Raw genomic sequence first — 26,229 nt, 5'->3', positions numbered from 1 at the left:
CATCCTGAGCGCAGCGAAGGACCTTCTCACGCTTGGCACAATGATTACTGCAAGCCGTTCTGCAGTGAGAAGGTCCTTCGCTGCGCTCAGGATGACGGGCTTCTTGAACGATGTTACCGAATCAGGGCCACCTTCACCTTTTTGCCCTTCACTTTGGCGCCTTGCATGCGGGCCAGCACTTCCTCGGCCTGCGCCTCGGGCACGGCCACGAAGCTGTGGTGGTCGAAGACCTCAATGCGGCCCACGGCGTCGCGCTCCAGGCCGCCCACGCTCACGAAGGCCCCTACCAAGTCGCCGCGGCTGATTTTCTCGCTCTTGCCCGCCGACACGTGCAGCGTGACCGTGCTGGGCCGCGGGGCTTTGGGCGCCGCCGCGGGCAGCGACGGCGGCCGCAAGCCCGCCCACTGCACGGCGCCGGCCGAGGGCCAGCTTTGCAGCTTCTGCTGCTCGGGGGGCGTCACAATGAGGTGGGCCGTGCCCACGGCGCCGGCCCGGGCCGTGCGGCCGGCGCGGTGCTGGAAGGTTTCGGCCTCGTGGGGCGGGTCGAACTGCACCACGGTGTCCAACTCGTTCACGTCGAGGCCGCGGGCTGCTACGTCGGTGGCCACCAGCACCGTGGCCGAGCCGTTGCGTAGTTTCATCATCGACTTGTCGCGCTCGGGCTGCAGCATCTTGCCGTGCAGCGCCTCGGCGGCCAGGCCCCGGCCGCGCAGGAAGCGCGTGAGCTCCTCCACGCGGTCGCGGGTGTTGGCAAACACCAACGAGCGGCCCGCGTCGGGCTGGGTGATGATGTGAAACAGGGCGGCGGGCTTCTGGTCGGCGGCGCTCACCACGTGGCCGCGCAGCACCAGGCTCTCGGGCAGGGTGGTGGCGTTGGAGCCGCCCACGTTCATCACGCGGGGGCGGGTGAGGTACTCGCGCACCAGGGCCAGCACTTTGTCGGGCATGGTGGCTGAGAACAGCAGGGTTTGGCGGCGCACCGGCAAGCGGCTGATGATGGTGGCCATTTCCTCCTGGAAACCCAGTTCCAACAGCTTGTCGGCCTCGTCCAGCACCAGCACCTTCAGCCGGTTGGGGATGATGGTGCGGCGCTCGAGGTGGTCGAGCATGCGGCCGGGGGTGGCCACCACGATTTGCGGGGTTTGCTGCAGGCCCTTCACTTCGTCGCGCATGGCGTGGCCGCCGTAGTAGCCGGCCACGCGCAGGTTGGGCACGTGCTTGCCGAGGCGCTGGAGGGCGTCGCGCACCTGCAGCACCAGCTCGCGGGCCGGCACCAGCACAATGGCCTGCACCGTGGCCGAGGTCGCATCTACCTGCTGCAGCACGGCGAGGCCGTAGGCAGCGGTTTTGCCCGAGCCCGTGGGCGCCTGGCCGGCCACGTCCTGCCCTTGCAAGGCCGGGGCCAGCACCAGTTGCTGCACGGCGGTGGGCTGGGTAAAATTCAGCTCGGCCACGCCCGCCAGCAGGGCAGGAGAGAGGTCGAAATCGGCGAATTGAAGGTCGGGCTTGGCGGCGGGGGCGCCGGAAGTGGCGCCAGCGGCGGAAGAATCAGGAGTTTGCACGGGGCAAAGGTACCGGACGCTTCGCTTAATGAAGAATGAAGCATGAAGAAGGGCGATGGCGCGCGTTTGCAACGCGTGCCGACTGGTTTTGAGCCTCCGGCTCGCCGCCTGAACGAAGCCCGAACGGCGCGACCGGGGGCGTTGAAAACGCCCAGCCAGTCCGGCACGCGTTGCAAACGCGCGCCAGCCCCGGCGTTGCTTCATTCCTCATTCCTCATTAAGCGAAGCGTCCTCCACGTTCACCAGCCGGTAGCGCACGGCCGTTTTCTTGGGCCGAATGTCCAGGCCAATGCGGTGTGCGTACGCTTTGGTGAACGCCGCCCCGAAGTAAAATATCATGGCGCAGTAGAACACGAACAGGAGCACCAGCACCAGGCTGGAAGCCGGCCCGTACACCGGCCCCAAGTCCTGGGCCACCAGCAGCTGGCCCAGCACCACTTCGCCCAAGCTGATGAGCAACGCGGTGAGCGCCGCACCGCGCGTAACGGCCCGCCACGGCACTTTGGCCAGGCTGAGGGTGCGGAACGTGACCCCAAACCACGCCGCCAGAATGAACCAGGCCGCCACCGCATTCAGCACGCGCACCACGTAGTAGGCGAAAGTGGCGTCGAAGTCGCGAATGCTTTCGGCAAACAAGCCCAAGGCCGCGTCGGAGCCAAAAGCCAGCAGCGAAAGCACCGCCGTGGCCAGCAAAATGCCAATGGAGCGCAGGCGTTCGGACAGGGCTTGCGAGAACTGGCCCGTGCCACGCCGGGGCCGGACTTGCCACAGCTGGTTCAGCGAGTGCTGGATGATGGTGAACAGCGTGGTGGCAATGAAAACCAGAAACGCAAAGCCTGCCCACGTCACCAGGCGGCTGCGCATGGGGTCGGCCACGTTCATCACAATCTGCGAAACCAAGCCCGCCGCCGACGACCCCACCAGGTTGCTCACCTTGCCCAGCAGCAGCTGCCGCACCAACGACGAGGGGTAGAGCGAGCTGAGCAGCTCGATGAGGATGATGAGCACCGGCGGCAACGCAAACGACGTGAAAAACGCCGTGGCCGCGCCCAGCCGCAGCGGGTCGTTGGCGCCGAGCTCGCGGCCGGCCCGGTGTAGCAGAATGGGGAGTTCGCGCCACCACGGGCCCGGCAGCTCCGCCGAAGAACCTAACTTTGTCATAACGCCTTAAAGGCAACATTTTGGAGCACAGCCGTAAGTAGAGTACACTCCTCGACGAAGGTAAGGGCTGCCGTATTGCTCCAGGCGCGGCCCATCGTTTTTCTGTATGTCGCTCCCCACCGACTCGTCGCCCCCGCCCATTGCCGAGCCGCCGCCCGCGCCACGGCGCTCGTGGCTGCGCCGACGCGTGGTCGACCCGCTTCTCGACTTGCTTAAGGCTGGCCTCTCGCCCGAGCAATTGGCCCTGACGGTGGGGCTGGGGGTGGCGTTTGGGCTGGTGCCTACTTTTGGCATCACCACGGTGGTGAGCGCGGCCACGGCCCTGCGCCTGCGCCTGAACGTGGCCGCCATGCAGCTGGTGGCCCACCTGATGAGCGCCTTTCAGCTGGCCTTGCTCATTCCCTTCCTGCGGGCCGGGGCCACCATCATGGGCCAGGGCGACCGGGTGGCCGGCCTCACCATTAAGGGCCTGCGCCAGCTCATCAGCCACGAGGGCTGGGGCGCCGTGGGCCAACTGCTGTGGCGAGCCCAGGTGGGGGCGCTGCTGCTGTGGGCCGTGGCCGCCGTGCCCTTGGTAACGGTGCTTTATTTCCTGTTTCGAGCCGTGTTTCGCCACATCAAGGCCCAGCAGACGCCCCCGGAGCTGCCGGTGGCCTAGAATGCCAGCAGTGCCTGGGCTTGCTCGCGCAATAACTGCCGGGAAAGGTCGAGGTTGAGGCCGTCGCTGTCGTTCAAATCCTTGTTGATGAACGGCAGGCGTACGCGCTGGGGCAGCACGGCCGTGCCCAGGTACATGAGGATGTCGGTGAGGTGCGCCATGGCCAGCAGGCCGCCCTGTCCGCCGCTGCTCAGGCCCACCAGCGCCGCTTTTTTGCCCGCAATGCCGCCGGGGTAGGGCAGCCCGTCGATGAAGGCTTTCAGCACGCCGGGAAAAGAGGCGTTATACTCCGGGGTGATGATGACCAGCTTGTTGCCCGCGTCCAGCATGGTCGAGAGGCGGTTGAATTCGGGGTTGGTGCCCACTTGGTCGTAAAGCGCGCTGATGATGAAATCGGTGGGCAGTTCGGCCAGGTCCAGGATTTGGCTTTCGGCGCCCAACTCGGTGAGCACGGCGCGGTAATAAGTGGCAATGCGGCGGGCGCGGGAGTTGGGCCGGTTGGTTCCGGCGAGCAGGGTTATCAAAACAGAGCGGGAAAACGGGGATGAGTCTGCGGTTAACCTCTTAGCCCGGCCGTTGGTTATGGGCGACTGTAAGAACTCTCGTGCGGCTGGTTAAAAGACCAAAGGCAGCGCGAAGAAAAGGCGAAGCCCCAGCTGATGGCACTGCTGAGGCTTCAAGAAACAGACAGAATCGGTACCTGCTTGCTCGCCTGAGTTTATTCGTCGTCTGGCTTGCGGGGCAACACCTTGCCGCTTCTGATTAAGCCAGCGATGCGCTTGCTGGTCCGTTCATAGTCGGCGCGGTTTTCAAAAGCACCTTCTTTAACCAAAATAGAGGACAAAGGACTTGCGGCGGCTGCAGGAACGGCAACGTGGCGGGCCGAGGATGCTTCAGGTATGCCTTGCGCAGGCGCTTGAGCCGTTGGGTTGCCAGGGCTGCTAGGCTTGAACTGCCCCGGTTGGGGCACCCGCGGGCGACCACCGCCCGGATGCTGGGGCGTGCCTTTAGAATCGGGCGAATCGGGGCGTTGCGAGGCAGCCAATGTTAGGGTTTGGGAATGAACAGCGCTAAGTAGTCGGGGTTTCGGCTTTTCTGCAAAAACAAAGCACAACCGCTCTACCTTGCAGCCCCCAAACTCTACCCTCAATGGCCAAGAAATACCAAGTATTCATCAGCTCCACTTTTGATGACCTTAAAGAGCACCGCGACGCGGTAGTTAAAGCAGTATTGCAGCTCGGCCACCTGCCCGTGGGCATGGAGATGTTCAACGCCGGCGACCAAACCCAGTGGGAAACCATCAAAAGCTACATCGATAGCTCCGACTACTACCTCGTAGTGCTGGCCCACCGCTACGGCTCCAAAGACCCAAAAAGTCGCATCAGCTACACCGAGAAGGAATATGATTACGCTGGTAAGCAGAAAATACCACGTTTAGGTTTCGTGATTGATAAAGCCGCGGCGTGGCCTGCAAATTATATTGAAGCAGATGCCAAGAAAGAACTTGACGCTTTCAAAAGCAAAGTTGGTAAAGCTCGGGTTATCAAGTTCTGGGACACAATTGATAAGCTGGCTTATCATGTATCGCTTTCGCTGAGTAATGAAATTACCATCAATCCGCGCATTGGTTGGGTGAGGGCTACGGAAGCGGCTAGCCCACAGGTGGCAGAGGAATTGGCGCGATTGAGCAAGGAAAATAACGAGCTTCTTGAAAAGATAAAGCAGGTACAACCTCCTGATGAGTACAGCATAATCCTCGCTCTCTTAGAAGAACAAACAATAGAGATACCTGCAAAAGGCGAATTAGTACCTGTTTCATTGCGAGATGTATTCTTGGCCGCCTGTAGCAAACAAGACAGAGCATTTACGCACATAATACACAATGCAATTCGAGCTGCTAATGGTAGTCCATTTATCAATCAAACAGCAACTGATAAAATGGAAATAACGAAGGAAGCGCTGGAAGAATTAGCAAGGTTAGGTCTTTTTAATGTCGATAGGGGACCTAAAGGCAGTGGTCAGATTGAGTCTTGGCATTTGTCTGGAAAAGGCCAGCAACTCTATATTAAGCTACGTCAGGTAGGGATTGCCAGCATTTCATAGTCAAAGAACTAAATGTGTCTAAATAGCTAATACTATCCCACTACCTCCCATGCCCCTGCTCTCCTTCTTCCCCGCCGACGCTCCTCTACCCGCCCCCCTTACCGCTTACGACCCCACCATTGCCCTGCCCGACTTCGCGGCCCGCGTGGAGCGGCTGCGGCGCTGGCAGGCCAGCATCGCCTCCGGCTACGTCACCACCCAGAAGGAGGAAGCCTTGCAGGCCGAGTTTCTGAACCTGATGTTTGGGCAGGCGCTGGGGTATGAGTTTGAGCGGCCCAACTTCCGCCAACTCCGGCTGGAAAAGAAAACCAACGTGGACGGCACCAAGCCCGACGGCGCCCTCGGCCAGTTTGCCGACTAGAGGGTGCGGCAGCTTAGCATAGCACCTCGGATGGGTAGACCAGAGGCCAGTGCACCATGGATAGAGAATGAGAGAAAAAATATTTCACCCTCTACCTCGTTGGTAGAGAATCAAAAAGTTTTTCTCACGTTCTCTACCGCTGCCTAGCTATGGCCTGTGCCCTCACGCATTCCGTCTCCTCCAACGCGCTGGCGGCGGGCATTCGTGGTCACTTCGGCCTTACCCAGGCAGAGTTGGGGCGCTACTTGAACGTAAGTAGCGGCTACGTGGCCCACCTCGAAGCCGGCCGGCGCCGCGCCACCCCGCTCGCCAACCTGCGCCTTGCGCGCCTGGCCCGGCTGCTGCCCCCGCCCGAAGGCACTGGCGTGGCCGCGCCCCCTGCACCTGCCTACGTGACCCCCGCCGCCCAGCCCTTGTTCGGTCCGGAACTGCCCCTGCCGGGCCCTCTCGCCGCCGGCCCGCTCCAGAAGCGGCAGCGGCAGTGCGCCCGCCGGCTGGCCCTGCTGCGGCGCGACCTGTACGTGCTCACCGACCGGGCCGCTGCGCAGGAGCGCCGCCGCTGGGCCCTGCCGGTGCTGGAAGCCTTGCTCACGCCCCACCCGCACGACCCCGCCGGCGCCACCCCCGAAGAACAAGCTCACCTGCGCCGCTGGCTGGCCGAGCTGGCTGCCAAGCTGCCCGCGGCCCCCGCGCGCCGGCCCGACGCCCCCACCGGCCTGGCGCTGCTGCTGGTACGCATGGCGGCCCTGGAAGCCGAAGCGGCAACGCTGGCGGGGTTGCCGCAGGGTGAAGGGCTGGGGTAAGAAGCTGTTTGGGTTACTTCTCAGGTGGCCTTCCGCGGTAGAGATGCAACATCTTGCGTCTCGTCGTTGAACGACTACGCACCGAACGATGATGTACAAACGGCATCTAAACGGCGCAAACGCCGAGACGCAAGATGTTGCGTCTCTACCGCCGCTGGGCTCTTTTTAACTAATTGAAACAACTTTTAGGAGGCTCTCTACCATCCTGCTCGTCAGAATCCTGTATCACGCAAGTGAAAAGTATATTTGAGTATTTATATACCAAAAGCACAACCGTACCGTTGGCGGGGAAATCAATCTTTTTCCAACCATTTACCCAAAAAACCAATGGCATACCCCGTTGAATTGTTGACCTCCGTGGCCGAGTGCGACACGGTGCTCACCCAGACCCAATTTGAGCTGCGCGACCTGAACGTGCGCGAAACCGTGCTCGACGCCCAGGGCGAGCGCACCAGCGAAAGCGCCGCCGACATCACCGCCGACCTCTCCGCCCAGGATGCCATCATCGCCGCCCTCACGCCGGTGGTGGGCACCCTGCCCGCCGGCAGCAAGGCCCGCTTAAACACCGAGGGCGACCTGCGCCGCGCCACCCAGCGCCGCGACAACCTTACGGCCAGCCAGCAGCTGCGCGGCCCCGTGGCCGCCCTCAACCGCGCCCTCGACCTACGCCAGGTGCAGGTGCAGATTGCCGAAATCAACACTTTCGTGGCCGAAGTGACGGCCCGCAAGGCGGCCCTGTAAAATTGGTGCTCGCACTAGGTCGACAACGGCCCCCAGCCCACCGGTTGGGGGCCGTTTTTCGTTGATGCAGACGACCCCGGCGCACTACTTCGGAGTCACTTTTGGGGGCTCCTGCCGCGCCGCCAGCACCGTTACCACCGCCAGGCACAGCGCAAACCACGCCCACGGCAGCCGCAAGTCCAGCACCGACAGGCCACCGAAAACGAGGGTCGTCACAAAGCTCGCCAGCCCCTGGAAAGCTTGGTTCAGGCCAAACACTTCGCCGCGGTCGGCGTCGCTGGTGCGCTGCGCCAACAAGCCTTCCAGCAAGCCCTGAATGAGGGAGAGCGTGAGGCAATCGAGCGTAACCAGCACGTAGAGCGTGCTGCGCGAACTGCCCACCAGGCCGTAGCCGGCCAGCACCGGAGCGCCCAGCGCGGCCAGCCACACAATGGCGCGTCGCTGGTTGATGCGGTCGGCCACGTAGGTGTAGAACACGTAGTTCAGCACAATGCTCAGGCCGCCGAAAAACATGAAGAAGTAGGAAATGGCGCGGGCATCCATCCGCAGCGCACTCAGGCTGGCGAAGGGCACAAAGTAGAAATAGTAGCCCGTGCTGCACGTGAGGGCCACTTGCGTGAGCACAATGCGGCGCAGCCCGGGCGTGGTGGCGTCTTTCTCCCGGAGCCGGGCCCACAGCGTGAGTGGGTTGACGCTGCTGGCCAGTTCGGCCCGCAGCTCGGCGCCGCGCACGCCGTTGCGCTGGGTGTGGGTTTCGGGCAGCCACAAGCTCAGCAGCACGTTGAGCCCCGCCAGCGCCACGGCCAGCCCCACCACGTACGCCGCCTGCTGGGCGGTGGGCACGCGCAGCACCGTGAGCAGCACCCCCGCGGCCATGGGCCCCAGCACAAAGCCCAGCGAAATGATGGCCCCTTCGATGCCCAGGTTGCGAAACAGCCGTTCGGGCGGCGAAATGTCGGTGATGGCCGAGCGCACCGTGGCGTACATGCCGTTGGTCAGGCCGTCAGAGACGCGGTTGGCGAAATACAGGCCGGCCCGCACGGGCAGCAGCAGCGCATTGGCCAGCAAGGTGCCCACGGCCGACAAGATAAAAATGGGCCGCCGCCCGTAGCCGTCGCTCAGCCGCCCCAGCAGGGGAGCCGAAAACAACTGCACGCCTAGGAATATCCCCGTGCCCACCGACAGCCACAACTGCGGCTCGCGCAGGCCCCGCACAAATTCGGGCAATACCGGCCCCACCGCCGCCCCCACGATTACGTCCACCAAAATGATGGCGTAGAGCAACGGCAAGCGGCGGTCGGAGGGAAGAGGCACGGTACAAAATACGGTGCCAGGCACCAGGCAGACCCGTCGGGCAGCCCAACAGTAGGAACCCGTTGCGGCTTCCGCTCGTCTACAGGACCTTTGTTGCTGATATGAACCTATGTAGCGAGGCCAGCTTCGGTTCCACAGCTACCCGCCAACTTTTAAGCCCGAACCCACTCAGTGCCTGCGCCTTCGAGAAAGGTTGACGGGTGGGCGGGCCCTTGCCTTATACAATGAGTGAAGTTTTGACCATGCGCACGTCTCCGACGCGGGCGCGCCTAGCCATTGCGCTATTTTTCTTTGTCTCGGGGTTTGGATTTGCCACCTGGGCCTCACGCATTCCCCTCATTCAGCAGCGCCTGGGCCTAAACGAAGCCGAATTGGGCGCCGTGCTGCTGGCCTTGCCGGCGGGCCTGATGCTCACCTTGCCCGTAACTGGAAAACTGCTGCAGCGCTTCAGCAGCCGCCAGGTGATGATAGCGGGGGCCGTGCTCTACAACCTGGCGCTGGGCTTGTTGGGCTCGGTGGGGCAGACCTGGCAACTTGCGGTGCTGCTCTTCTGCTTTGGCTCGTCGCGCAACCTGCTCAACCTGTCGGTGAACGCGCAGTCGGTGGCCGTGCAGGCTTTCTACGAGCGGTCCATCATTGCCACCTTTCACGGCATTTGGAGCGTGGCGGGCTTTGCCGCGGCCGGGGTAGGGGCGTTGCTCATCCGGAACGACGTGTCCACCAATTACCACTTCGTGACCGTTTCGGTGCTTTTGACGGGGCTTTCGCTGGCCTTTTTCTCCGAAACGTTGCCCACCCCGCCTTCGCCGGCCACCAAGTCGGTCCTCTCGTGGCCCGACAAAACCGTGCTGAAATTTGGGCTCATCACGTTCGCCTCCATGGCCTGCGAAGGCACGTTCTACGACTGGAGCGGCGTGTACTTCACCGATGCCGTGCACGCGCCCAAAAACCTGGCGCCGGTCGGATTCACGCTCTACATGGTGGCCATGACCACCGGCCGCTTCCTGGGCGACTGGCTCGTGGAGCGTTTCGGCACCAAACCCATCCTGCAAGTCAGCGGCGTACTCATGAGTAGCGGCTTGCTGCTGGCGGCGGCTTTCCCAACGCCGTTAGTGGCGGGCCTGGGGTTCGTGCTGGGCGGTTTTGGCGTGTCTTGCGTGGTGCCGTTGGTGTTCAGCCTCGTGGGCAAAGCCAACCCACTGGGGGCTGGCACCGCTATTGCTTCCGTGTCAACGGTGAGCTACTTCGGCTTCCTCATGGTGCCGCCGCTCGTTGGCTTCGTGGCCAAAGCCGCCAGCCTGCGCTGGTCGTTTGCCTTGGTCGCCTTACTGGGTGGCCTGATAATCTACCTGGTGCCCAAGCTGCCCGAAGACGCCGAAGCGTCAAGCCCTAATTAGCCGCTGTCTCGCTGGGTTGAAAGAGCTTTTTGTCGGCCCAGAAAGTGCCAAATGGCACCAGTGAAGCCACAAACCCCAGCAGCGCTTTCTTAAACGACCAGCTGCGCTCAATGCTCTGCTGAATCAGCAGGAAGACATAGAGCACAAACAGCAACCCGTGCGCCATGCCCACGTGCTTCACCGCCTGCGGCTGGCCGGCGAGGTATTTCAACGGCATCGCAACGAGCAGCAGTACCAAAAACGACACCCCTTCGAGGATGGCCACGAGGCGCAAGCGGCCCAATCCGGTCAGCAGAAAATCTTTCATACAAAAGCAAAAAAGCGCGGCGAATGACCGCCGCGCTTTTCATCAAAAAGTTGCTTGATTAAGCTAGGTTGTTGGACGTCGCCTTGGCCGCGATGTATTCGCGGTTGAGAATGGCTATGTTTTCCAACGAAATGCCCACCGGGCACTCCGCTGCGCAAGACCCGATGTTCGAGCAAGCGCCGAAGCCTTCCTTGTCCATCTGCGCCACCATGTTTTCCACGCGGGTTTTGCGCTCAGCGTGGCCCTGGGGCAGCAGCGCCAATTGCGACACCTTGGCCGACACAAACAGCATGGCCGAGGCATTCTTGCACGCCGCTACGCAAGCACCGCACGAAATGCAAGTAGCTGCTTCAAACGCCCGGTCGGCAATTTCCTTCGGAATTGGGATTTCGTTGCCGTCAGGGGCACCGCCGGTGTTCACGCTTATGTAACCCCCCGCCTGAATGATGCGGTCGAACGCCGAGCGGTCCACGCTCAGGTCTTTGTTTACGGGGAAAGCGTTGGCGCGCCAGGGCTCGATGGTGATGGTGTCACCGTCCGAAAACTTGCGCATGTGCAACTGGCAGGTCGTCGTACCCTTCTCGGGGCCGTGGCTGCGGCCGTTGATGAACAAGTCGCACGAACCGCAAATGCCTTCGCGGCAGTCGTGGTCGAACGCCACAGGGTCTTGGCCGGTGTGCAACAGGTCTTCGTTCAGCACGTCAAGCATTTCCAGGAAAGACATCTCGGGCGAAATGTCCTTCACTTTATACTCCACAATTTGCCCTTCGGTGTTGCGGTTGGGTTGCCGCCACACTTTCAGGGTGAGGTTCATCGGTTTGGCGTTGGGATTGGAGCCGGCCATATGTTGGAATTAATAATTAGGAATTAAGAATTAAGAACTAGCAAGCCGTGAAGCACCACCAAAACTCAATTCTCAATTCCTAATTCATAATTATTAGTTAATTATTTGTAGCTGCGCTGGGTCAGCTTCACGTTTTCAAACGCTAATTCTTCCTTGTTGAGTTTCTCTGGCTGGTTCTCGCCTTGGTATTCCCAGGCCGCTACGTAGGCGAAGTTTTCGTCGTCCCGCAGGGCTTCACCTTCGGGGGTCTGATACTCTTCGCGGAAGTGGCCGCCGCAGCTTTCGTTGCGGTTCAGGGCGTCGTCCACCATCAGTTCGCCCAGCTCCAGGAAGTCGGCCACGCGACCGGCGCTTTCCAGTGCCTGGTTCATTTCTTCGCCGGTGCCGGTGATTTTCACATCCGTCCAGAACTCGTTCCGCAGCTTGCGAATCTCAGCTTTGGCGTGGGTGAGGCCTTCGGCGGTGCGGGCCATGCCGCAGTACTCCCACATGAGGAGGCCCAAGGCGCGGTGGAACTGGCCCGGTGTGCGCGTGCCGTTGATGCTGAGCAAGCGCTCGGTACGGGCCTGCACAAACGCTTTGGCTTCGGCGAAAGCGGGGTGGTTGGCATCAACTGGCTTGGGCGCCGTGTTGGCTAGGTAGTCGCCAATGGTGTACGGAATCACGAAATAGCCGTCGGCAAGGCCTTGCATCAGGGCCGAGGCTCCGAGGCGGTTGGCGCCGTGGTCCGAGAAGTTGCACTCGCCGGTGGCGTACAGGCCCGGGATGGTGGTTTGCAGGTTGTAGTCAACCCACAGGCCGCCCATGGTGTAGTGCACCGCCGGGTAAATGCGCATCGGCAGTTTGTAGGGGTCTTCGTCGGTGATTTTCTCGTACATGGCAAACAGGTTGCCGTACTTCTGGCTCACCGCCTCGGCACCCGTGCGTTTGATAACGTCGGCAAAGTCGAGGTACACGGCCAAGCCGCTGCTGCCCACGCCCCGGCCTTCGTCGCACATCTGCTTGGCGTTGCGCGAGGCCACGTCGCGCGGCACCAGGTTGCCGAAGGCGGGGTACTTGCGCTCGAGGAAATAGTCGCGGTCCTCTTCTTTGATGTCCGTAGCCTTGATTTCGCCTTTGCGCAGGCGCTCGGCAATCTCAACCGTGGCGGGTACCCACACGCGGCCGTCGTTGCGGAGCGACTCCGACATCAGCGTGAGCTTCGACTGGTAGTCGCCGCTCACCGGAATGCAGGTGGGGTGAATCTGGGTGAAGCAGGGGTTGGCGAAGAAGGCGCCCTTCTTATGGGCGCGCCATGCAGCCGTGGTGTTGCAGTATTTGGCGTTGGTGCTCAGGTAGAACACGTTGCCGTAGCCGCCCGTGGCCAGCACCACGGCGTGGGCCGCGTGCGTTTCCACTTCCCCCGTAATCAGGTGACGGGTCACGATGCCGCGGGCCTGGCCATCTACCACCACCAAGTCGAGCATTTCCGACCGGGTGTAGAGCTTTACCTTGCCGTAAGCTACCTGCCGGCTCAGGGCCGAGTAGGCGCCCAAGAGCAACTGCTGTCCGGTCTGGCCGCGGGCGTAGAACGTGCGGCTTACCTGGGCGCCACCGAACGAACGGTTGGCCAGCAAGCCGCCGTATTCGCGGGCAAAGGGCACGCCCTGGGCCACGCACTGGTCGATGATGTTGACCGACACCTGGGCCAGGCGGTACACGTTGGCTTCGCGGGCGCGGTAGTCGCCGCCCTTGATGGTGTCGTAGAACAAGCGGAACACGGAGTCGCCGTCGTTCTGGTAGTTTTTAGCCGCGTTGATTCCGCCCTGCGCCGCGATGGAGTGCGCGCGACGGGGCGAGTCGTGGTAGGTAAAAGCCTTCACGTTGTAGCCCAGCTCGGCGAGCGAGGCGGCGGCCGAAGCACCGGCCAAGCCCGTGCCGACCACAATCACGTCGTACTTCCGCTTGTTGGCGGGGTTCACGAGCTTAACGTTGAACTTGTGCTTCTCCCACTTTTCGGCGAGGGGGCCTTCGGGAATCTTGGAATCCAACAGCATAGAGCGACTGAGTGATGGAGTGACTGAGGAATAATACAGTAGGTAAACAGCTGAACCGGCCAGGTGTTACGACCAAGTTGCCATTTTACGGGTCACTGCTGCCTTAAAAAGCGGCGGCCACGCTTTGCAGCAACGCCGGCGCATTGGCCGCTAGTTCGCCTTGCTCGTTGGTGAACAAGAAAAAATACAGCGGCATGGAAGCAAAGCCCGCCGATACCACCACGGCAAACACGTAGCCGGAGTACTTAATCAGCGGCATGTACTTGCGGTGGTTCAGGCCCAGGGTTTGGAAGCCCGAGCGGAAGCCGTGCCACAAGTGGTAGCCGAGGCTAATCTGAGCGGCCACGTACAGCAGCACGTACCACCAGATGTGGAACGACGACACCACGGCCAGGTACAGGTTGTCGTAGTCGCGCGTCTCGATGTCGGCGCCGCCCATCTTGGGAAGGTCGCCGGCGAAGCGGGCACGCCAGAAGAAGTTGTAGAGGTGCACAATCAGGAAAATCAGGATGATGGTGCCCAAGATGCCCATGTTGCGCGACGTCCACTCACTGTTTTGCTCGGCTTTCCACTGCGCGTAACCGTGGCCGCGGGCGGCCTTGTTGCGGCGCGTCAGGGCAAAAGCTTCGTAAATGTGAAAGCCAAAACCCAGCACCAAGCCCCACTCGATGGTGCGGATGATGGGGTTGGTGCCCATGAAGTGCGAGTAAGTGTTGAAAGCGGCGCCTCCGTCGTGCTTGAACAGCTGCAGGTTGCCCACCAAGTGAACCACCAGGAACGTGCACAGAAACAGGCCCGTAAGCGACATGATTATCTTCCGGCCGATACTGCTGGTTAAAGTTTTTGTTATCCAACTCATAAAGTAGCCAAACTGGGGAAGTGAAGAAGTAAGTTTATCGTGCTCAAAGGTAGCCCCCACCCGCTAACCGGGCAACGTACCGGCCTGATTCTTGCCTGTGGGAAGGCCCCAAAAAAACATTGCCACGCCGTGGTGAATCTATCCAGCGCCGGCATCGTTTACACGCACGGGCGCGGTGTGTTCATAACTCACAGTAGCTGTCGAATGTTGGAATTTTGACGGCTTTCTCCCCACTACAATAAAACGGCTACTTTGTCGTTTATTCTTTTCGTCATCAGCACGTTGGTATGATACAGATTTTTCCACTTCGGGTCAAAGCGTGGGTGCGGGGGGCGTTGCTCCTGTGTGTGATTGGCCTCGGCTTAGCGGTGCGGCCCACTGCCGCGTGGGCCACGCACATCCGCGCCGGCGACATTCAGGCGAAGCCCGACACCACGCGTAATGCACCGATTGGCTCGCGTCGGATGTTTTTTAAGCTAATCCTGTATACCGACAACACCTCCAGCGTGCCGGCGGACAAAGCCACCGTTTTTTTCGGCGACGGTGTTTCCAGCTGTATCGATGGCGTTGACCGTTTTGGTGGTCGGCGGCCCATTCCTGGCAACACCGACACCAGCGTCAACATTTATTATTTTGAACACACCTACCCCAGCGCGGGCACTTTCACGGTTAGCTACATCGGCGAAAACCGCAACGTGTCGTTGAACATTGACCGGCCGCTAGACCAAACGTTCTATATCAGCACCACCTTCCGGCTCGACCCGGTATTGGGCGTCAATCGGTCGCCCGTGCTCACCGCTCCCGCCATCGACAAGGCCGGGGTGGGCCAAGTATTTTTGCATAACCCCGCCGCTTTTGATGCCGACGGCGACGTATTGCGGTTTTACCTGCGCACTAGCCAGCAGGTACCCGCCGGCATTTCCGGCACCGTAGGCGGTGCTCCGTGCACGGGTACTGGCGCCGGCACGGGCAACAATCGGCCCCTGCCCCAAACGGTTACCAACTTTCGCTATCCCAACGACCCGAGCATTACCGGACCTGCCAACCCACCGGTGCAGGTGGCCTATAATGGGGTTCCGGCGGGCGTGCCCGGGGCACCGGCTATTTTCGTGCAAGACTCCATCACGGGCCAGATTACGTGGAACGCGCCCATCGCGGCGGGCTCCTACAACGTGGCCATGATAATAAACGAGTACCGCCGGACGCCGGCGGGATTACGCAAAATCGGTATCGTGATTCGGGACATGCAGATAGTGGTGGTGGCCACGGCCAACGTGCGGCCCACCATCACCATCCCGCAGGACATTTGCGTGATTGCCGGCGAAGTCGTGACCGGCACCGTGACGGCCGTGGACGGCACGGGGCCCAACACGGTGCAGACGCCCATCGACTTGTTTGCTTACTCGGGCATCATTCCGCCGGCCATTTTCCGGCAGACCGTGAAAGGGCCGCCGCAAGCCCAAGGCACTTTCACGTGGCAAACGCAGTGCAACAACGTGGCCCAGGAGCCTTACACAGTGGTGTTCAAAGCCCAGGACACGCCCACGCCGGTTACGCCCAGCAACCCGCCGCTGATTGACGAGAAAACCTGGCGCATCACGGTGGTGGGTCCCGCTCCGCAAAACCTGCGGGCCAACCCCCTGGTGGGCACGGGTACCGACCCCAACCGGGTCGAGCTGAATTGGAACACCTACCAGTGCGCCAATGCGTCGCGCATTCACATCTACCGGAAGATTAACCCGTCGGGTTTTGTGCCGGGCCCCTGCGTGACCGGCATTCCGGACAACGCGGGCTATACGCGCATTGCCTCGGTGCCGGCCACGGCAACCTCGTTCACCGATACCAACGTGAGCGCCAACGGCACCGTGCTGGGCCTCGACCGGGGCCAAACCTACTGCTACCGCATCTACGCGGAGTTTCCGGGGCCTGCGTTCGGGGCCAGCATTGCGTCGGCCGAGGTGTGCGCGCCCTTCCCCGGCGCTCCCACCCGCTTGGTGAAAGTGGACGTGGAAAACACGGGCGTCACCAACGGCCAGATTGGGGTGTGCTGGACCCGGCCCCGGGCCGCCACGGGCACCTTGGAAGGAACGCCGAGCTACGTGCTCTCGCGCGGCGAAGGCCTCACGCCGGCCACGTTCACCACCATCGCCACCATCACCACGCTGGCCGATACCTGCTACACCGACACCAACATCAACACCGAGGAGCGGCAGTACACCTACCGGCTGGAGTTTGTGCGCACCTTCCCGCCGGGCGACAACCGGGCCCCCATTCGGGAGGCAGTGCCCACGGCCAGCAGCGTGCGGGTAGCGGCGGTGCCGGCCAATGCGGCGGCCACCGCCGTCACGGTGAGCTGGACCTACAACGTGCCCTGGGACAATGCCTCGCGCCCGGTGACCATTTTCCGGCGCACGGGCAACACCGGGCCCTTCACCCGGCTGAACACGGCCCCGACCACGGCCACCGGCGGCACCTACACCGACAACGACCCGGCCCTGCGCAAAGGCGAGACGTATTGCTACTACGTGCAGACGGACGGGCAATACCCCGGCATCGCCTACCTCAGCTCCCTGCTAAACCGCAGCCAGGTGCGCTGCCTGGTGCTCACCAGCCCGCCGTGCACGCCGGTGCTCACCTTGCAAACCACCAACTGCGACAGCCTGGCTTCGCTGCAGGAATTCCCAACGCTGAACCAGCGCTACTCCAACCGCCTGCGGTGGACGCTGAGCAACCTGCCCACGGGCTGCGACGCCACCATTGCCAGCTACAACGTGTTCTACCGGCCCGGGCCTAACGGCGCGTTCACGCTCATTGGCACCACCGCGCAGCCGAGCTATGTGCACAACGACCTGGAGTTCTCGGGCGGCTGCTACGCCGTGCAAGCCGTGGCGCCCAGCGGCGCGGTGAGCGACACGAGCAACGTGGCCTGCCAAGACAACTGCGTATTCTTTAAGCTGCCGAACATCTTCACGCCCACGGGCGACGGCATCAACGACGTGTTCCGGCCGAAGAACAGCAGCCCGGTGCGGCGCATCCATTTCCAAGCGTTTAACCGCTGGGGCGTGAAGGTCTTCGAAAACACCACCGCCGCCGCCGACCGCATCCTCATCAACTGGGACGGTGGCGGGCCAGTGAAGGAAGCCAATGCCGGCCGGAAAGTGGTAGACGGGATTTACTACTATTTGGCCGAGGTGGAATTTGCCGACTTCGCCAATACCAAGCGCACCTACAAAGGCTGGGTCGAAATCGTCAGGTAACGCCACGCGCTTTGAATAAAAAGCCGCCCCAACCGGGGGCGGCTTTTTTGGTTACCATTATCGAAACTGCCCGCCGCTGGACCAACGCAATGCGGGGTAGTTGCTCGAAGCGAATTACTTATCATTTGGCCGTCGGCACCCGCGAGGCTTGCGACGCTGATTTTTTCTCAAAAAGGTGCCACCTTTCGGCTTCGATGCCGGTCTGTACCTTCTGTTATTCCCCTTCTGTCACACCCGTCAGCATGAATAAATCTTTCTCACTTCAAGGGTCAGCGTGGATGCGGGTAGCGCTGCTGCTGGTGGCCCTTGCTACCGGGCTGGCGTGGCGGCCCACGGCTGTGTGGGCTTCCCACATTCGGGCCGGTGAAATCACGGCCAAGGGCGATACCACCGTGGGCGCCCTGCCAGGTTCGCGCCGGGTGTTCTTCAAGATGGTGCTCTATACCGACATCATTGGCATTCCACCAAACCTGGTGGTGACGCAGCCCTCAGTCACCATTTTTTTTGGCGATGGCACGGCCACTTGCACCCCCGTGCCCCGCTCCACCCCGGCGCCCCTGCCCATACCGGGTAACAACGACACCGCCCTCAATATCTATTACTTCGAGCACACCTACCCCAGCGTCGGAACGTTCACCGTGCGCTTCACCGGTGAGAACCGCAACCAAGGGGTGGTGAACATGGACAATTCGTTGAACCAGTCGTTTTACATTGCTACGACGGTGGTGCTCGGGCCGACGCTCAATGGCAACCGGTCGCCGGTGCTCAGGGCGCCGGCCATCGACAAAGCCGGGGTGGGCCAAGTGTTTCTGCATAACCCCGCCGCTTTCGACGCCGACGGTGACTCGCTGACATTCGAGCTGCAACCCAGCCAAAAAGTGGACCTGCTGGCTGATGACATTCTGGGGCCGCCTTGCCCCGGTGAGACGGGCACCAACACTCCCTTGCCGGTCGTGGTGCCCGGTTTTCGGTATCCTAACGACCCCAGCATCGGGCCCAATCCGCTGCAAGTGGCCTACACCGGGGTACCGCCGGGGAGGGTGAATGACGCGGCCATTTTCGTGCAGGACCGCAACACGGGCCAGATTACCTGGAACGCGCCGGGCAGGGCGGGCATCTACAACGTGGCCATGATTATTCGGGAGTACCGGCGCGCGGCATCGGGCGGCGCCAGCCTCATTGGGTCGGTCATCCGGGACATGCAGATAGTGGTGGTGGCTAGCAACAACTTGCGGCCCACCATCACCATTCCGGAGGACATTTGCGTGATTGCCGGCGAAGTCGTGACCGGCACCGTGACGGCCGTCGACGGGGTGTCGCCCACCAGCACCCCGCAGACGCCGGTGGCCTTGTTTGCGTACTCGGGCATCATCCCGCCGGCCACTTTCCAGCAAACCACCGCCGGCCCGCCGCAAGCCCAAGGCACTTTCAGGTGGCAAACGCAGTGCAACGACGTGGCCCGCTTGCCTTACCTGGTCGTGTTCAAAGCCCAAGACACGCCCACGCCGATTACGCCCAGCAACCAACCGCTGATTGACGAGAAAACCTGGCGCATCACGGTGGTGGGCCCGCCGCCGCAAAACCTGCGGGCCGTGCCCGAGGCCATCACTGGCCTCAACCGGGTAACGCTCAACTGGAACCCTTACATATGCGCTAACGCGACGCGCATTCACATCTACCGCAAGGAAGGTACCGGACCCGACCCCGGGCCTTGCGTAACCGGTATTCCGGCTTCGTCGGGCTACGTGCGCATTGCCACGGTGCCGGCCACCGCCACTTCCTATATCGATAACAACCCCTCAACGGGCGGTGCCAACCAAGGGTTTGAGCGGGGAAAAACCTACTGCTACCGCATCTACGCGGAGTTTCCGGGGCCTGCTTTCGGGGCCAGCATTGCGTCGGCGGAGGCGTGCGCAACGTTTGGCGGCCGCTCGGCGCAGCTTACCAACGTGGACGTGGAAACGACCAGTACCACCACCGGCCGCGTCTTCGTGCGCTGGACCCAGCCCCGGCCGGTGGTCGGGCTGACGTTCGACGGGACGCCCTCTTATGTGCTGACGCGCGGCGAGGGCCTGGCGCCCACCACTTTCGTGCCCGTGCGAACCATTACCACCCTCACCGACACCACTCTGGTCGACACCAACCTCAACACGCAGGACCGGCAGTACACCTACAAGCTGGAGTTTGTGCGCACGTTAGCCACCGGCCCGCCCGTGGTGGAAACGTCGCCCACGGCCAGCAGTGTGCGCATCACCACGGTGCCCACCAACCTGGGCACCACCATGACCGTGAGTTGGACCTACAACGTGCCCTGGGACAACGCCACCCGCCCGGTGACCATTTTCCGGCGGGGCAATGCGCCGGGCAGCGCGTTTGTGCAGGTGGGCACGGCGCCCACCACGGCCACGGGCGGCAGCTACGTAGACCGCGACCCCACGCTGGTGAAAGGGGAAACCTACTGCTACTATGTGCAAACTAATGGCTTGTATCCGGGTATTCGCTACCTCGACCAGCTCCTGAACAAGAGCCAGGAACAATGCGCCGCGCTCATTCCGCCGCCGTGCACCCCGGTACTCACCCTGGCCCCAACAGACTGCGAGGAGCTGGCCAATCAACCGGAGTTTCCCAAGCCCGGCGACACCTACACCAACCGCTTGAGCTGGACGCTGAGCAACCTGCCCACGGGCTGCGACGCCACCATTGCCAGCTACCGCCTTTATTACCGCCCCGCGCTTACGGGTCCGTTCGCGCTGCTGGCCACCACCACGCAGCCGAGCTACGTGCACAGCGGCCTGGAGTTCTCGGGCGGCTGCTATGCCGTGCAGGCCGTGGCTGCCAGCGGCGCGGTGAGCGACACGAGCAACGTGGCCTGCCAGGACAACTGCCTGTTCTTCCGCTTGCCCAACATCTTTACGCCAAACGGGGATGCGCAGAACGACGTGTTCCGGCCGAAGAACAGCAGCCCGGTTCGGCGCATCCATTTCCAGGCATTTAACCGTTGGGGCGTGAAAGTCTTCGAAAACACCACCACCTCCGCCGACCGCATCCTCATCAACTGGAACGGCGTGGGCGCCACCGGCGAAAGCAGTAGCGCCAACGCAGGCAAACCAGTCGGCGGCATCTACTACTATTTGGCCGAGGTCGAGTTTGCCGATTTCGCCAATACCAAGCGCACCTACAAAGGCTGGGTCGAAATCATCCGCTAGCGGAGACTAAAGCTTCGTAGAGCGGCTTGGTGAGTAGGGTATATGTACTCTGCCCATCAAGCCGCTCTTTTTGTGAGGTGTTTATAATTCACATGTACAATTCCACGCTGTCATGCCGAGCGCAGCCGAGGCATCTTGCTTGCTTCGGCTACTCGATTGAGTTACTACCCCAGCGAGATGCCTCGGCTGCGCTCGGCATGACAGCCTTCACGTGATTGGTAATGAAGCTGTTTAGAAAGTCGGTGGCTTTTACCATTTGACCGTCATCCTGAGCGCAGCGAAGGACCTTCTCAAGTCAGAACAGTCCGTTGAGAGGTAAAAAGGTCCTTCGCGGTGCTCAGGATGACAGTTTCTAAACAGCTTCCATGTTTGGAAGCCGACTACCAACGGCAAAAACGACCATCTACAAGAGTCGGCTTCCCCTGAAATAATTGTTGGCTTACTTTCGCCTTCCATTATACCAATCCACTCAATCTTTTTCCTGTGGTTAAAACCGCCATCATCTTCCCCGGCCAAGGCAGCCAGTTTCCTGGCATGGCCCGCGAGCTGTTCGACCAAAACATGGACGCCCGCGCGCTGCTCACCCAAGCCAACGACATTCTGGGCTTCAGCCTGACCGACATCATGTTCACGGGCTCGGACGAAGACCTGCGCCGCACCGACGTGACCCAGCCGGCCATTTTTGTGCATTCGGTGGCTCAGTTCATTGCCCGCCCCGAGCTGCAGCCTGCCATGACGGCCGGCCACTCGCTGGGCGAATTCTCGGCGCTGGTGGCGGCCGGCGTGCTGCGTTTTGAGGACGCCCTGCCGCTGGTGTCCCGCCGCGCCCAGGCCATGCAAGCCGCCTGCGAGGAGCAGCCCGGCACCATGGCCGCCATTTTGGGCCTTGACGACGCCACGGTGGAGCGCATCTGCCAGGAAATCACCGCGGCGGGCGACGTGGTGGTGGCCGCCAACTACAACTGCCCCGGCCAGCTGGTCATTTCCGGCTCGGCCGAAGGCGTGACCAAAGCTTGCGAAGCCCTGAAAGCCGCAGGTGCCAAGCGTGCCTTGCCGCTGCCAGTTGGCGGGGCTTTCCACTCGCCCCTCATGCAGAGCGCCGCCGCCGCCCTGGCCGAAGCCATCGAGAAAACCACCTTCGGCGAAGCCCGCTGCCCCGTGTACCAAAACGTGGACGCGCTGCCCCACACCAGCGCCGACGAAATCAAAGCCAACCTGCTGGCCCAACTCACCGCGCCCGTGCGTTGGACCCAGGCCGTGCAGGCCATGGCGGCCGACGGCGCGACCGAATTTGTGGAGTGCGGGCCCGGCAAGGTGTTGCAGGGCTTGGTGAAGAAGATTGTGCCCACGGCCACCATCGGCTAGGCCGTGGCAGAAGGAGCGGAGTCGGCGCCCGGGGCGCGGTGGTTTGCGTGGTCGGTGGGGCTGGCGGCGTTGGTGCAGCTGGCCCTGTTTGCCGCCGCTACTGCGCCCGGCCTGGCCGGCACTTCCGACTCGGGCTTTTACCTCCACGCGGCCGGTACCTTGCGCGAAGCCGGCCGCCTGCTGAACCCCGACGGCTCGGCCTACCGCTACTGGCCGCCCCTGTACCCTGCGCTGGTAGCGCTGATGGGTAGCCCAAGCGGTGTGCGCGTGCTGCACGGGGCGTGCTTGGTGGCCAGCCTGGTTGCCTGGAGCCGCTTGGGCCGCTGGCTGCTGCCCGGCCCCGGGGCGGCGGTGCTGCCCTGGGCTGTGGCGCTCAGCACGCCGTGGCTGGTGGTGAGCAAGTTTGTGTGGGGTGAAGTGGCGTTTCTGGCCCTTTTTGCGGGGTACGCCGGGGCGTTGTTTCAGTGGTGGCGCACCCGGCAGGGTGGGTGGTTTGCGTTGGCTGCCGGGCTTGGCTTTCTGCTGCCGCTGCAGCGCACGGCTGGTTTTTTTCTGCTGGCTGGGGTGGGGGCGGGGCTTTTGCTGGAAACCCGAAAGCAGCCGAAGCAATGGGCGCCGCTGACCGGGCATTTTGCCCTCACGGTGCTGGGCGGGCTGGCCTGGCATTACTACGCGTTGCTGCTGGCGGCCCCCAGCGTGTACAAGCTCAACCGCGGCTGGCCGCAGTTTTTCAGCTCCGCCGCCGACTACGGGTTTGTGTTGAGTCGCTGGCTGCTGCCCGTGAAGGCCGCATGGCGCCCCGAGTTGTCACTGCTCTGGGCCCTGGCGTTGGTGGGAATCCTGATGCTGCTGTGGCCGCAGCGGCCTCGGGGACCCGTAGCAGAAAGCCCCAGTGGCAACGAGCTGCCCAGCGCCACTCGCTTCCTGCGCGTTTTGTGGACTTCGACGGTCGTATTTGTCCTGCTGCTGATTATTTCCACCACCTTCACCCGCAGCGCCGCCGGTCTGCACGACGCTGAGCGCTACGCCAGCGTCTTGTTTGCGCCGGTGGTGGTTCTGGCTGTTCATCGTGTGGCAGGCCAAGCGGGCCGCCCGGGTTTGCCTCAGTTGGCCCGCCTCGTCGTAATGGGAGTAGTGGGGTTTTGGCTGCTATACTCAGCAGGAAGGGCTGTAAGCAACGTTGCGGCTCTGCGCAAGCTGCCGCCCCTGACGTTGCAAGCGAGATAGTCTGACCAATCAAAGAAAAAGAACGTCCTGTTGAGCTTGTGTTCCAGAGCGTTTGCAACGTTGGTGTACGGGTTCCGGTCCGACGCCTTAGGCGTCCGACCGGTCGTTGGTCGGACGAAATCGTTCGGTTGTCTCGGGCCCCCGACAACCGGTCGGACGCTTAAGGCGTCGGACCGGAACCGTACATCGCCTCCAAAAACCGCTGCAAGTAGTCGGAAATCACCAGCTGCTCACGCAGTGAGCTGCTCCCTACCAAAACCGGTTGGTGCACACTACTTGGGCTTTCTTCTTGAGCCGTAGCCCTACCAGTACCTCGTGGCTGCCACCGTGGTACTCGGCCAGGTCGGAAAGGCCCGCATCGTAGGAATAGCCCAGCGTGAATTGCTCGTAGCTCAGGCCCACCATCGCCACGGCCGAGTCGAAGGCGCGCCACGACACGCCGGCCCACAGCAGGTCCTGGTACTTGAGCTTGGCGTTGAGGTCGAGCGAGAGCGGGGCCGGGTTCACGGCCTTCACCAGCACCGACGGCACCAGCGACCACTCATCATTGATGGGCACTCGCACGCCCGCCGTGGCGAAGTAGTGCCGCTTCAGCGTGTTGCCGGGCGCGCCTTCGCCCATCTGATTGGGGCCGTAGGAGAAATTGAGCTTGTTGCCCAGCAGCTGCGCGCCCGACAGGCCCACGTAGAAATTGGAGGTGTACACCCACAAGCCCACCGACCCATCCAGCACCCGCGAAGCCGCGCTGGCCGCGCGGGTCGTGGGGTCGAAAAATCGCAGCTGCTGCCCATCGACGGCAAACTGCTGCATGCCCGCCGACACGCCCAGCGCCACCCGGAGGTCGGGCGTCAGCACCATGTTGTAGGCGTAGGAAAGGTAGGCCCCCGTGCGGCTCGTGGGCCCGGTTACGTCATTGTACACCAGGCCGCCGATGGCATGGAACGGGCGCCGCCGGTCCCGAATGGTGCGCTTGGGCGTGCTGCGCCACTTGCCCAGCGAGGAGTTGATGCTGGCGTAGTAGGTTTTGGGCGCGCCCTCCAGGCCCGTCCACTGGGTGCGGTAGCTGAACTTGACGTCGATGTAATCCTCCACGCCCGTGGTGCCGGGGTTCAGGATGTAATTGTTGTTCATGTACTGGCTGTACTGCGCCTGCTGTTGGGCCAAGGCCGGTACGGTGGCCACTAGCAGCGGGAGCAGCAGCAGAGTTAGAGCTCTTTTCATAACAGTAATGGCCTCGGTGTCTGTTTATCAAAGAAGAAGATGGTCCGGCGGCAGTGCGCGCCGCCGGACGTGCTGTTAATACAAAACCGTAATCGAGCCGCTGTAAGACTTGCCCAGCGGGCCCTTCGTCACGACCACGTAGTAATAGGTGCCCACCGGCGCGGGCTGGCCGTTGATGTCGCCGCGCCACTCGTTGGCCCGGCTGTAGTTGTTGGCCGAGAAAACCTTGTTGCCCCAGCGGTTGAACACGTTCACGGTATTGTCCGGGAATTGCTCGATGAACTCAATCTGCCAGGTGTCGTCGCGGCCGTCGTTGTTGGGCGTGAAGGCGTTGGGAATCCGAATGGCCGGGCGCACCGTAATGGTCACCTGGTCGGAGTCGGCGCAGCCACCCGAGCCGGCCGAGATGGTGTAGGTCGTGGTCACGGTGGGCGAGGCCACGGGCCGCAGCGGGTCGTTGGCGGAGAACGACAGGCCCGCTTGCGGCGTCCACGTCACGGGGTAGTTGCCATCGGCGCGGCCTTCCAGCGTGATGGACGTGCCCGCCAGAATCTCCCGGTCGGGGCCGGCGTCCACGTCAACCGGCGGCTGGATGCGCACCGGGATGCCGTTGGAAACCGCCGTGACGGGCTGCCCACAGGCGTTGGTCGAAATCAGGCGCAGCGTTACGGTTTGGCCTTCGCGCAGTGTCGAGCTGGTGAAGGTTGAGCCCGTGGCACCGGCCACGTCGCTGCCGTTCACCTGCCACTGGTATTGGGGGGCCGGGCCGCCGTCGGTCACGCTTATAAGGGTGAAGGTAATCGGTGCACCCAGACAAACCGGCCCATCCGGCTGCGCATTGATGGTGAGCGTGGGCAGGGGCGTCGGCGTGCGCGTCACCGTGACCGTGGCCACGGCCGGGCCCGTGCTGCACAGCCCCGCCGCGGTCGTCACCTCAACCCGCACTACGTCGCCGGTAACCAGCGTGCTGCTGGTGAACGTGGGCCCGCTGGCCACGGCCGCGTTGTTAACAAACCATTGGAAAACCGGCACAGCGCCCGCGTTGGTTGCCACGGCCGTGAACGTCAGGGCTGTGCCGGGGCACTGCACGGGCGGAACTGCTAGCGTTACGGCGGGCGTCAGGACGGGCTGCACCCGCACCGTCACCACGTTGGAAATCCCGGTTGAACAAGTGCCAGTGCCCGAAGTCACTTGGCGGCGGAAGAGGGTGGTGGTCGTGAGCGGGCCGGGCGCGAGCGTGGCGGCGGTGGCGCCGGGTACGGCGGCCCAGGTGGCGCCGTTGTCGGTGGAGAGCTCCCACTGGTAAACCGGCGTGCCCGTGCCGCCGCTGGCCTCGGCGGTGCTGGTCAGTGGTGCCGGCGCAGTGCCCGCGCAGATGTCCCGGTCGGCTGCAATGCTACCCGGGTTCAGCGTTAGCCGCACCGTCAGCGCAACGGAGGGCGAGTACACGGGTTCGCAAGTTCCCGAAGTCACTCGGAGGCGGTAGTAGGTATCGCCCGTGAGCGGGCCGGGCTGGTACGTGGTCCCAGTGGCGGCGCCGGGGGCGATTGTCCAGTTTGCGTTATTGCCCGATGATTCCCATTGGTAGTTGTAGCTGCCCGTGCCGCCGCTGGGGCCCGCCGTGATGGTAAGAGGGGCAGGAGTTGCACCCAGGCATAGTAGTAGCTGGTCGGCGGCAATGGTGCCGGCGGTCAGGGCGGGGGTTACGGCAATTCTGACCACGTTGGAAAAGACCGGGGCGCAGGCGCTGCCCGCGCTCGCCCGGCGGCGGAAGAGGGTGGTGGTGGTAAGTGGGCCGGGCGCGTAG

The 26,229-nt window shown here is 62.6% G+C and carries 21 protein-coding genes; 10 read left to right on the top strand and 11 right to left on the bottom strand.

Going from position 1 to position 26,229, the window contains the following annotated elements; translation table 11 throughout:
- Window positions 1-113: 113 nt before the first annotated feature.
- Together VF629_RS03390 and VF629_RS03385 are read right to left on the bottom strand one after the other, a co-directional pair.
- Complete coding sequence (locus tag VF629_RS03390; RefSeq protein ID WP_331057044.1) at window positions 114-1,562, bottom strand: DEAD/DEAH box helicase; 1,449 nt, start codon at window positions 1,560-1,562, stop codon at window positions 114-116.
- Between the two features lie 207 nt (window positions 1,563-1,769).
- On the bottom strand, window positions 1,770-2,723 hold the full coding sequence (locus VF629_RS03385) for a YihY/virulence factor BrkB family protein (protein ID WP_331057043.1): 954 nt from the start codon (window positions 2,721-2,723) through the stop codon (window positions 1,770-1,772).
- 106 nt (window positions 2,724-2,829) lie between these two features.
- Between VF629_RS03385 and VF629_RS03380 the strand changes: the two genes are divergently transcribed.
- The gene (locus tag VF629_RS03380) at window positions 2,830-3,381 is read left to right on the top strand and encodes a DUF2062 domain-containing protein (protein ID WP_331057042.1); all 552 of its coding nucleotides are present in this window, start codon (window positions 2,830-2,832) and stop codon (window positions 3,379-3,381) included.
- Here VF629_RS03380 and VF629_RS03375 read toward each other — a convergent pair.
- Window positions 3,378-3,905 (bottom strand): NAD(P)H-dependent oxidoreductase, encoded by a 528-nt coding sequence (locus VF629_RS03375; protein WP_331057041.1) that lies wholly within the window; start codon window positions 3,903-3,905, stop codon window positions 3,378-3,380. The two genes, VF629_RS03380 and VF629_RS03375, sit on opposite strands and share 4 nt — an antisense overlap.
- Window positions 3,906-4,099: 194 nt before the next feature.
- Window positions 4,100-4,426 (bottom strand): hypothetical protein, encoded by a 327-nt coding sequence (locus VF629_RS03370; protein ID WP_331057040.1) that lies wholly within the window; start codon window positions 4,424-4,426, stop codon window positions 4,100-4,102.
- Window positions 4,427-4,530: 104 nt separating this feature from the next.
- Here VF629_RS03370 and VF629_RS03365 point away from each other — a divergent pair, with 104 nt between their 5' ends.
- The 4 genes from VF629_RS03365 (at window position 4,531) to VF629_RS03350 (ending at window position 7,389) form a co-directional block, all read left to right on the top strand.
- Window positions 4,531-5,484 (top strand): DUF4062 domain-containing protein, encoded by a 954-nt coding sequence (locus tag VF629_RS03365; protein WP_331057039.1) that lies wholly within the window; start codon window positions 4,531-4,533, stop codon window positions 5,482-5,484.
- 49 nt (window positions 5,485-5,533) lie between these two features.
- Window positions 5,534-5,845 (top strand): hypothetical protein, encoded by a 312-nt coding sequence (locus VF629_RS03360; RefSeq protein ID WP_331057038.1) that lies wholly within the window; start codon window positions 5,534-5,536, stop codon window positions 5,843-5,845.
- 149 nt (window positions 5,846-5,994) lie between these two features.
- The gene (locus VF629_RS03355; RefSeq protein WP_331057037.1) at window positions 5,995-6,648 is read left to right on the top strand and encodes a helix-turn-helix transcriptional regulator; all 654 of its coding nucleotides are present in this window, start codon (window positions 5,995-5,997) and stop codon (window positions 6,646-6,648) included.
- A 327-nt stretch (window positions 6,649-6,975) separates the two neighbouring features.
- Window positions 6,976-7,389: a hypothetical protein gene (locus tag VF629_RS03350; RefSeq protein WP_331057036.1), complete on the top strand. Its 414-nt coding sequence runs from the start codon at window positions 6,976-6,978 to the stop codon at window positions 7,387-7,389.
- 84 nt (window positions 7,390-7,473) lie between these two features.
- On the opposite strand, the gene VF629_RS03345 is transcribed toward VF629_RS03350, so the two are convergent.
- Entirely contained in the window at window positions 7,474-8,703 is a 1,230-nt protein-coding gene (locus VF629_RS03345; protein WP_331057035.1) for an MFS transporter, read from the bottom strand.
- Between the two features lie 242 nt (window positions 8,704-8,945).
- Between VF629_RS03345 and VF629_RS03340 the strand changes: the two genes are divergently transcribed.
- Window positions 8,946-10,100 carry an MFS transporter gene (locus tag VF629_RS03340; protein WP_331057034.1) on the top strand — a complete coding sequence of 385 codons (1,155 nt, stop codon included), beginning with the start codon at window positions 8,946-8,948 and terminating at the stop codon, window positions 10,098-10,100.
- Here VF629_RS03340 and VF629_RS03335 read toward each other — a convergent pair.
- From VF629_RS03335 to VF629_RS03320, 4 genes are all read right to left on the bottom strand, one after another.
- Window positions 10,093-10,407 (bottom strand): DUF3817 domain-containing protein, encoded by a 315-nt coding sequence (locus tag VF629_RS03335; RefSeq protein WP_331057033.1) that lies wholly within the window; start codon window positions 10,405-10,407, stop codon window positions 10,093-10,095. The genes VF629_RS03340 and VF629_RS03335 overlap by 8 nt on opposite strands.
- Before the next feature lie 58 nt (window positions 10,408-10,465).
- Window positions 10,466-11,221 carry a succinate dehydrogenase/fumarate reductase iron-sulfur subunit gene (locus VF629_RS03330; protein ID WP_331057170.1) on the bottom strand — a complete coding sequence of 252 codons (756 nt, stop codon included), beginning with the start codon at window positions 11,219-11,221 and terminating at the stop codon, window positions 10,466-10,468.
- 131 nt (window positions 11,222-11,352) lie between these two features.
- On the bottom strand, window positions 11,353-13,287 hold the full coding sequence (locus VF629_RS03325; protein ID WP_331057032.1) for a fumarate reductase/succinate dehydrogenase flavoprotein subunit: 1,935 nt from the start codon (window positions 13,285-13,287) through the stop codon (window positions 11,353-11,355).
- A 103-nt stretch (window positions 13,288-13,390) separates the two neighbouring features.
- Entirely contained in the window at window positions 13,391-14,146 is a 756-nt protein-coding gene (locus VF629_RS03320; protein ID WP_331057031.1) for a succinate dehydrogenase cytochrome b subunit, read from the bottom strand.
- Between the two features lie 287 nt (window positions 14,147-14,433).
- Here VF629_RS03320 and VF629_RS03315 point away from each other — a divergent pair, with 287 nt between their 5' ends.
- From VF629_RS03315 to VF629_RS03300, 4 genes are all read left to right on the top strand, one after another.
- Entirely contained in the window at window positions 14,434-17,403 is a 2,970-nt protein-coding gene (locus tag VF629_RS03315) for a gliding motility-associated C-terminal domain-containing protein (protein WP_331057030.1), read from the top strand.
- Window positions 17,404-17,645: 242 nt separating this feature from the next.
- Window positions 17,646-20,609, top strand: coding sequence for a gliding motility-associated C-terminal domain-containing protein (locus tag VF629_RS03310; protein ID WP_331057029.1), 2,964 nt, complete (start codon window positions 17,646-17,648; stop codon window positions 20,607-20,609).
- 483 nt (window positions 20,610-21,092) lie between these two features.
- Entirely contained in the window at window positions 21,093-21,974 is an 882-nt protein-coding gene (gene fabD / locus VF629_RS03305; protein ID WP_331057028.1) for an ACP S-malonyltransferase, read from the top strand.
- A 3-nt stretch (window positions 21,975-21,977) separates the two neighbouring features.
- On the top strand, window positions 21,978-23,201 hold the full coding sequence (locus VF629_RS03300; RefSeq protein ID WP_331057027.1) for a hypothetical protein: 1,224 nt from the start codon (window positions 21,978-21,980) through the stop codon (window positions 23,199-23,201).
- A 249-nt stretch (window positions 23,202-23,450) separates the two neighbouring features.
- Here the strand turns inward: VF629_RS03300 and VF629_RS03295 are convergent, their stop codons facing one another.
- Together VF629_RS03295 and VF629_RS03290 are read right to left on the bottom strand one after the other, a co-directional pair.
- On the bottom strand, window positions 23,451-24,422 hold the full coding sequence (locus VF629_RS03295; protein ID WP_331057026.1) for a type IX secretion system membrane protein PorP/SprF: 972 nt from the start codon (window positions 24,420-24,422) through the stop codon (window positions 23,451-23,453).
- Window positions 24,423-24,497: 75 nt separating this feature from the next.
- Window positions 24,498-26,229: gliding motility-associated C-terminal domain-containing protein (locus tag VF629_RS03290; RefSeq protein ID WP_331057025.1), on the bottom strand; the 1,732-nt coding region annotated here is incomplete at its 5' end.

Source organism: Hymenobacter sp., assembly GCF_036388155.1.
Taxonomy (GTDB): Bacteria; Bacteroidota; Bacteroidia; order Cytophagales; family Hymenobacteraceae; genus Hymenobacter.
The sequence above is the reverse complement of the archived record's forward strand: the minus strand, read 5'-3'. Positions and strand labels throughout refer to the sequence as shown.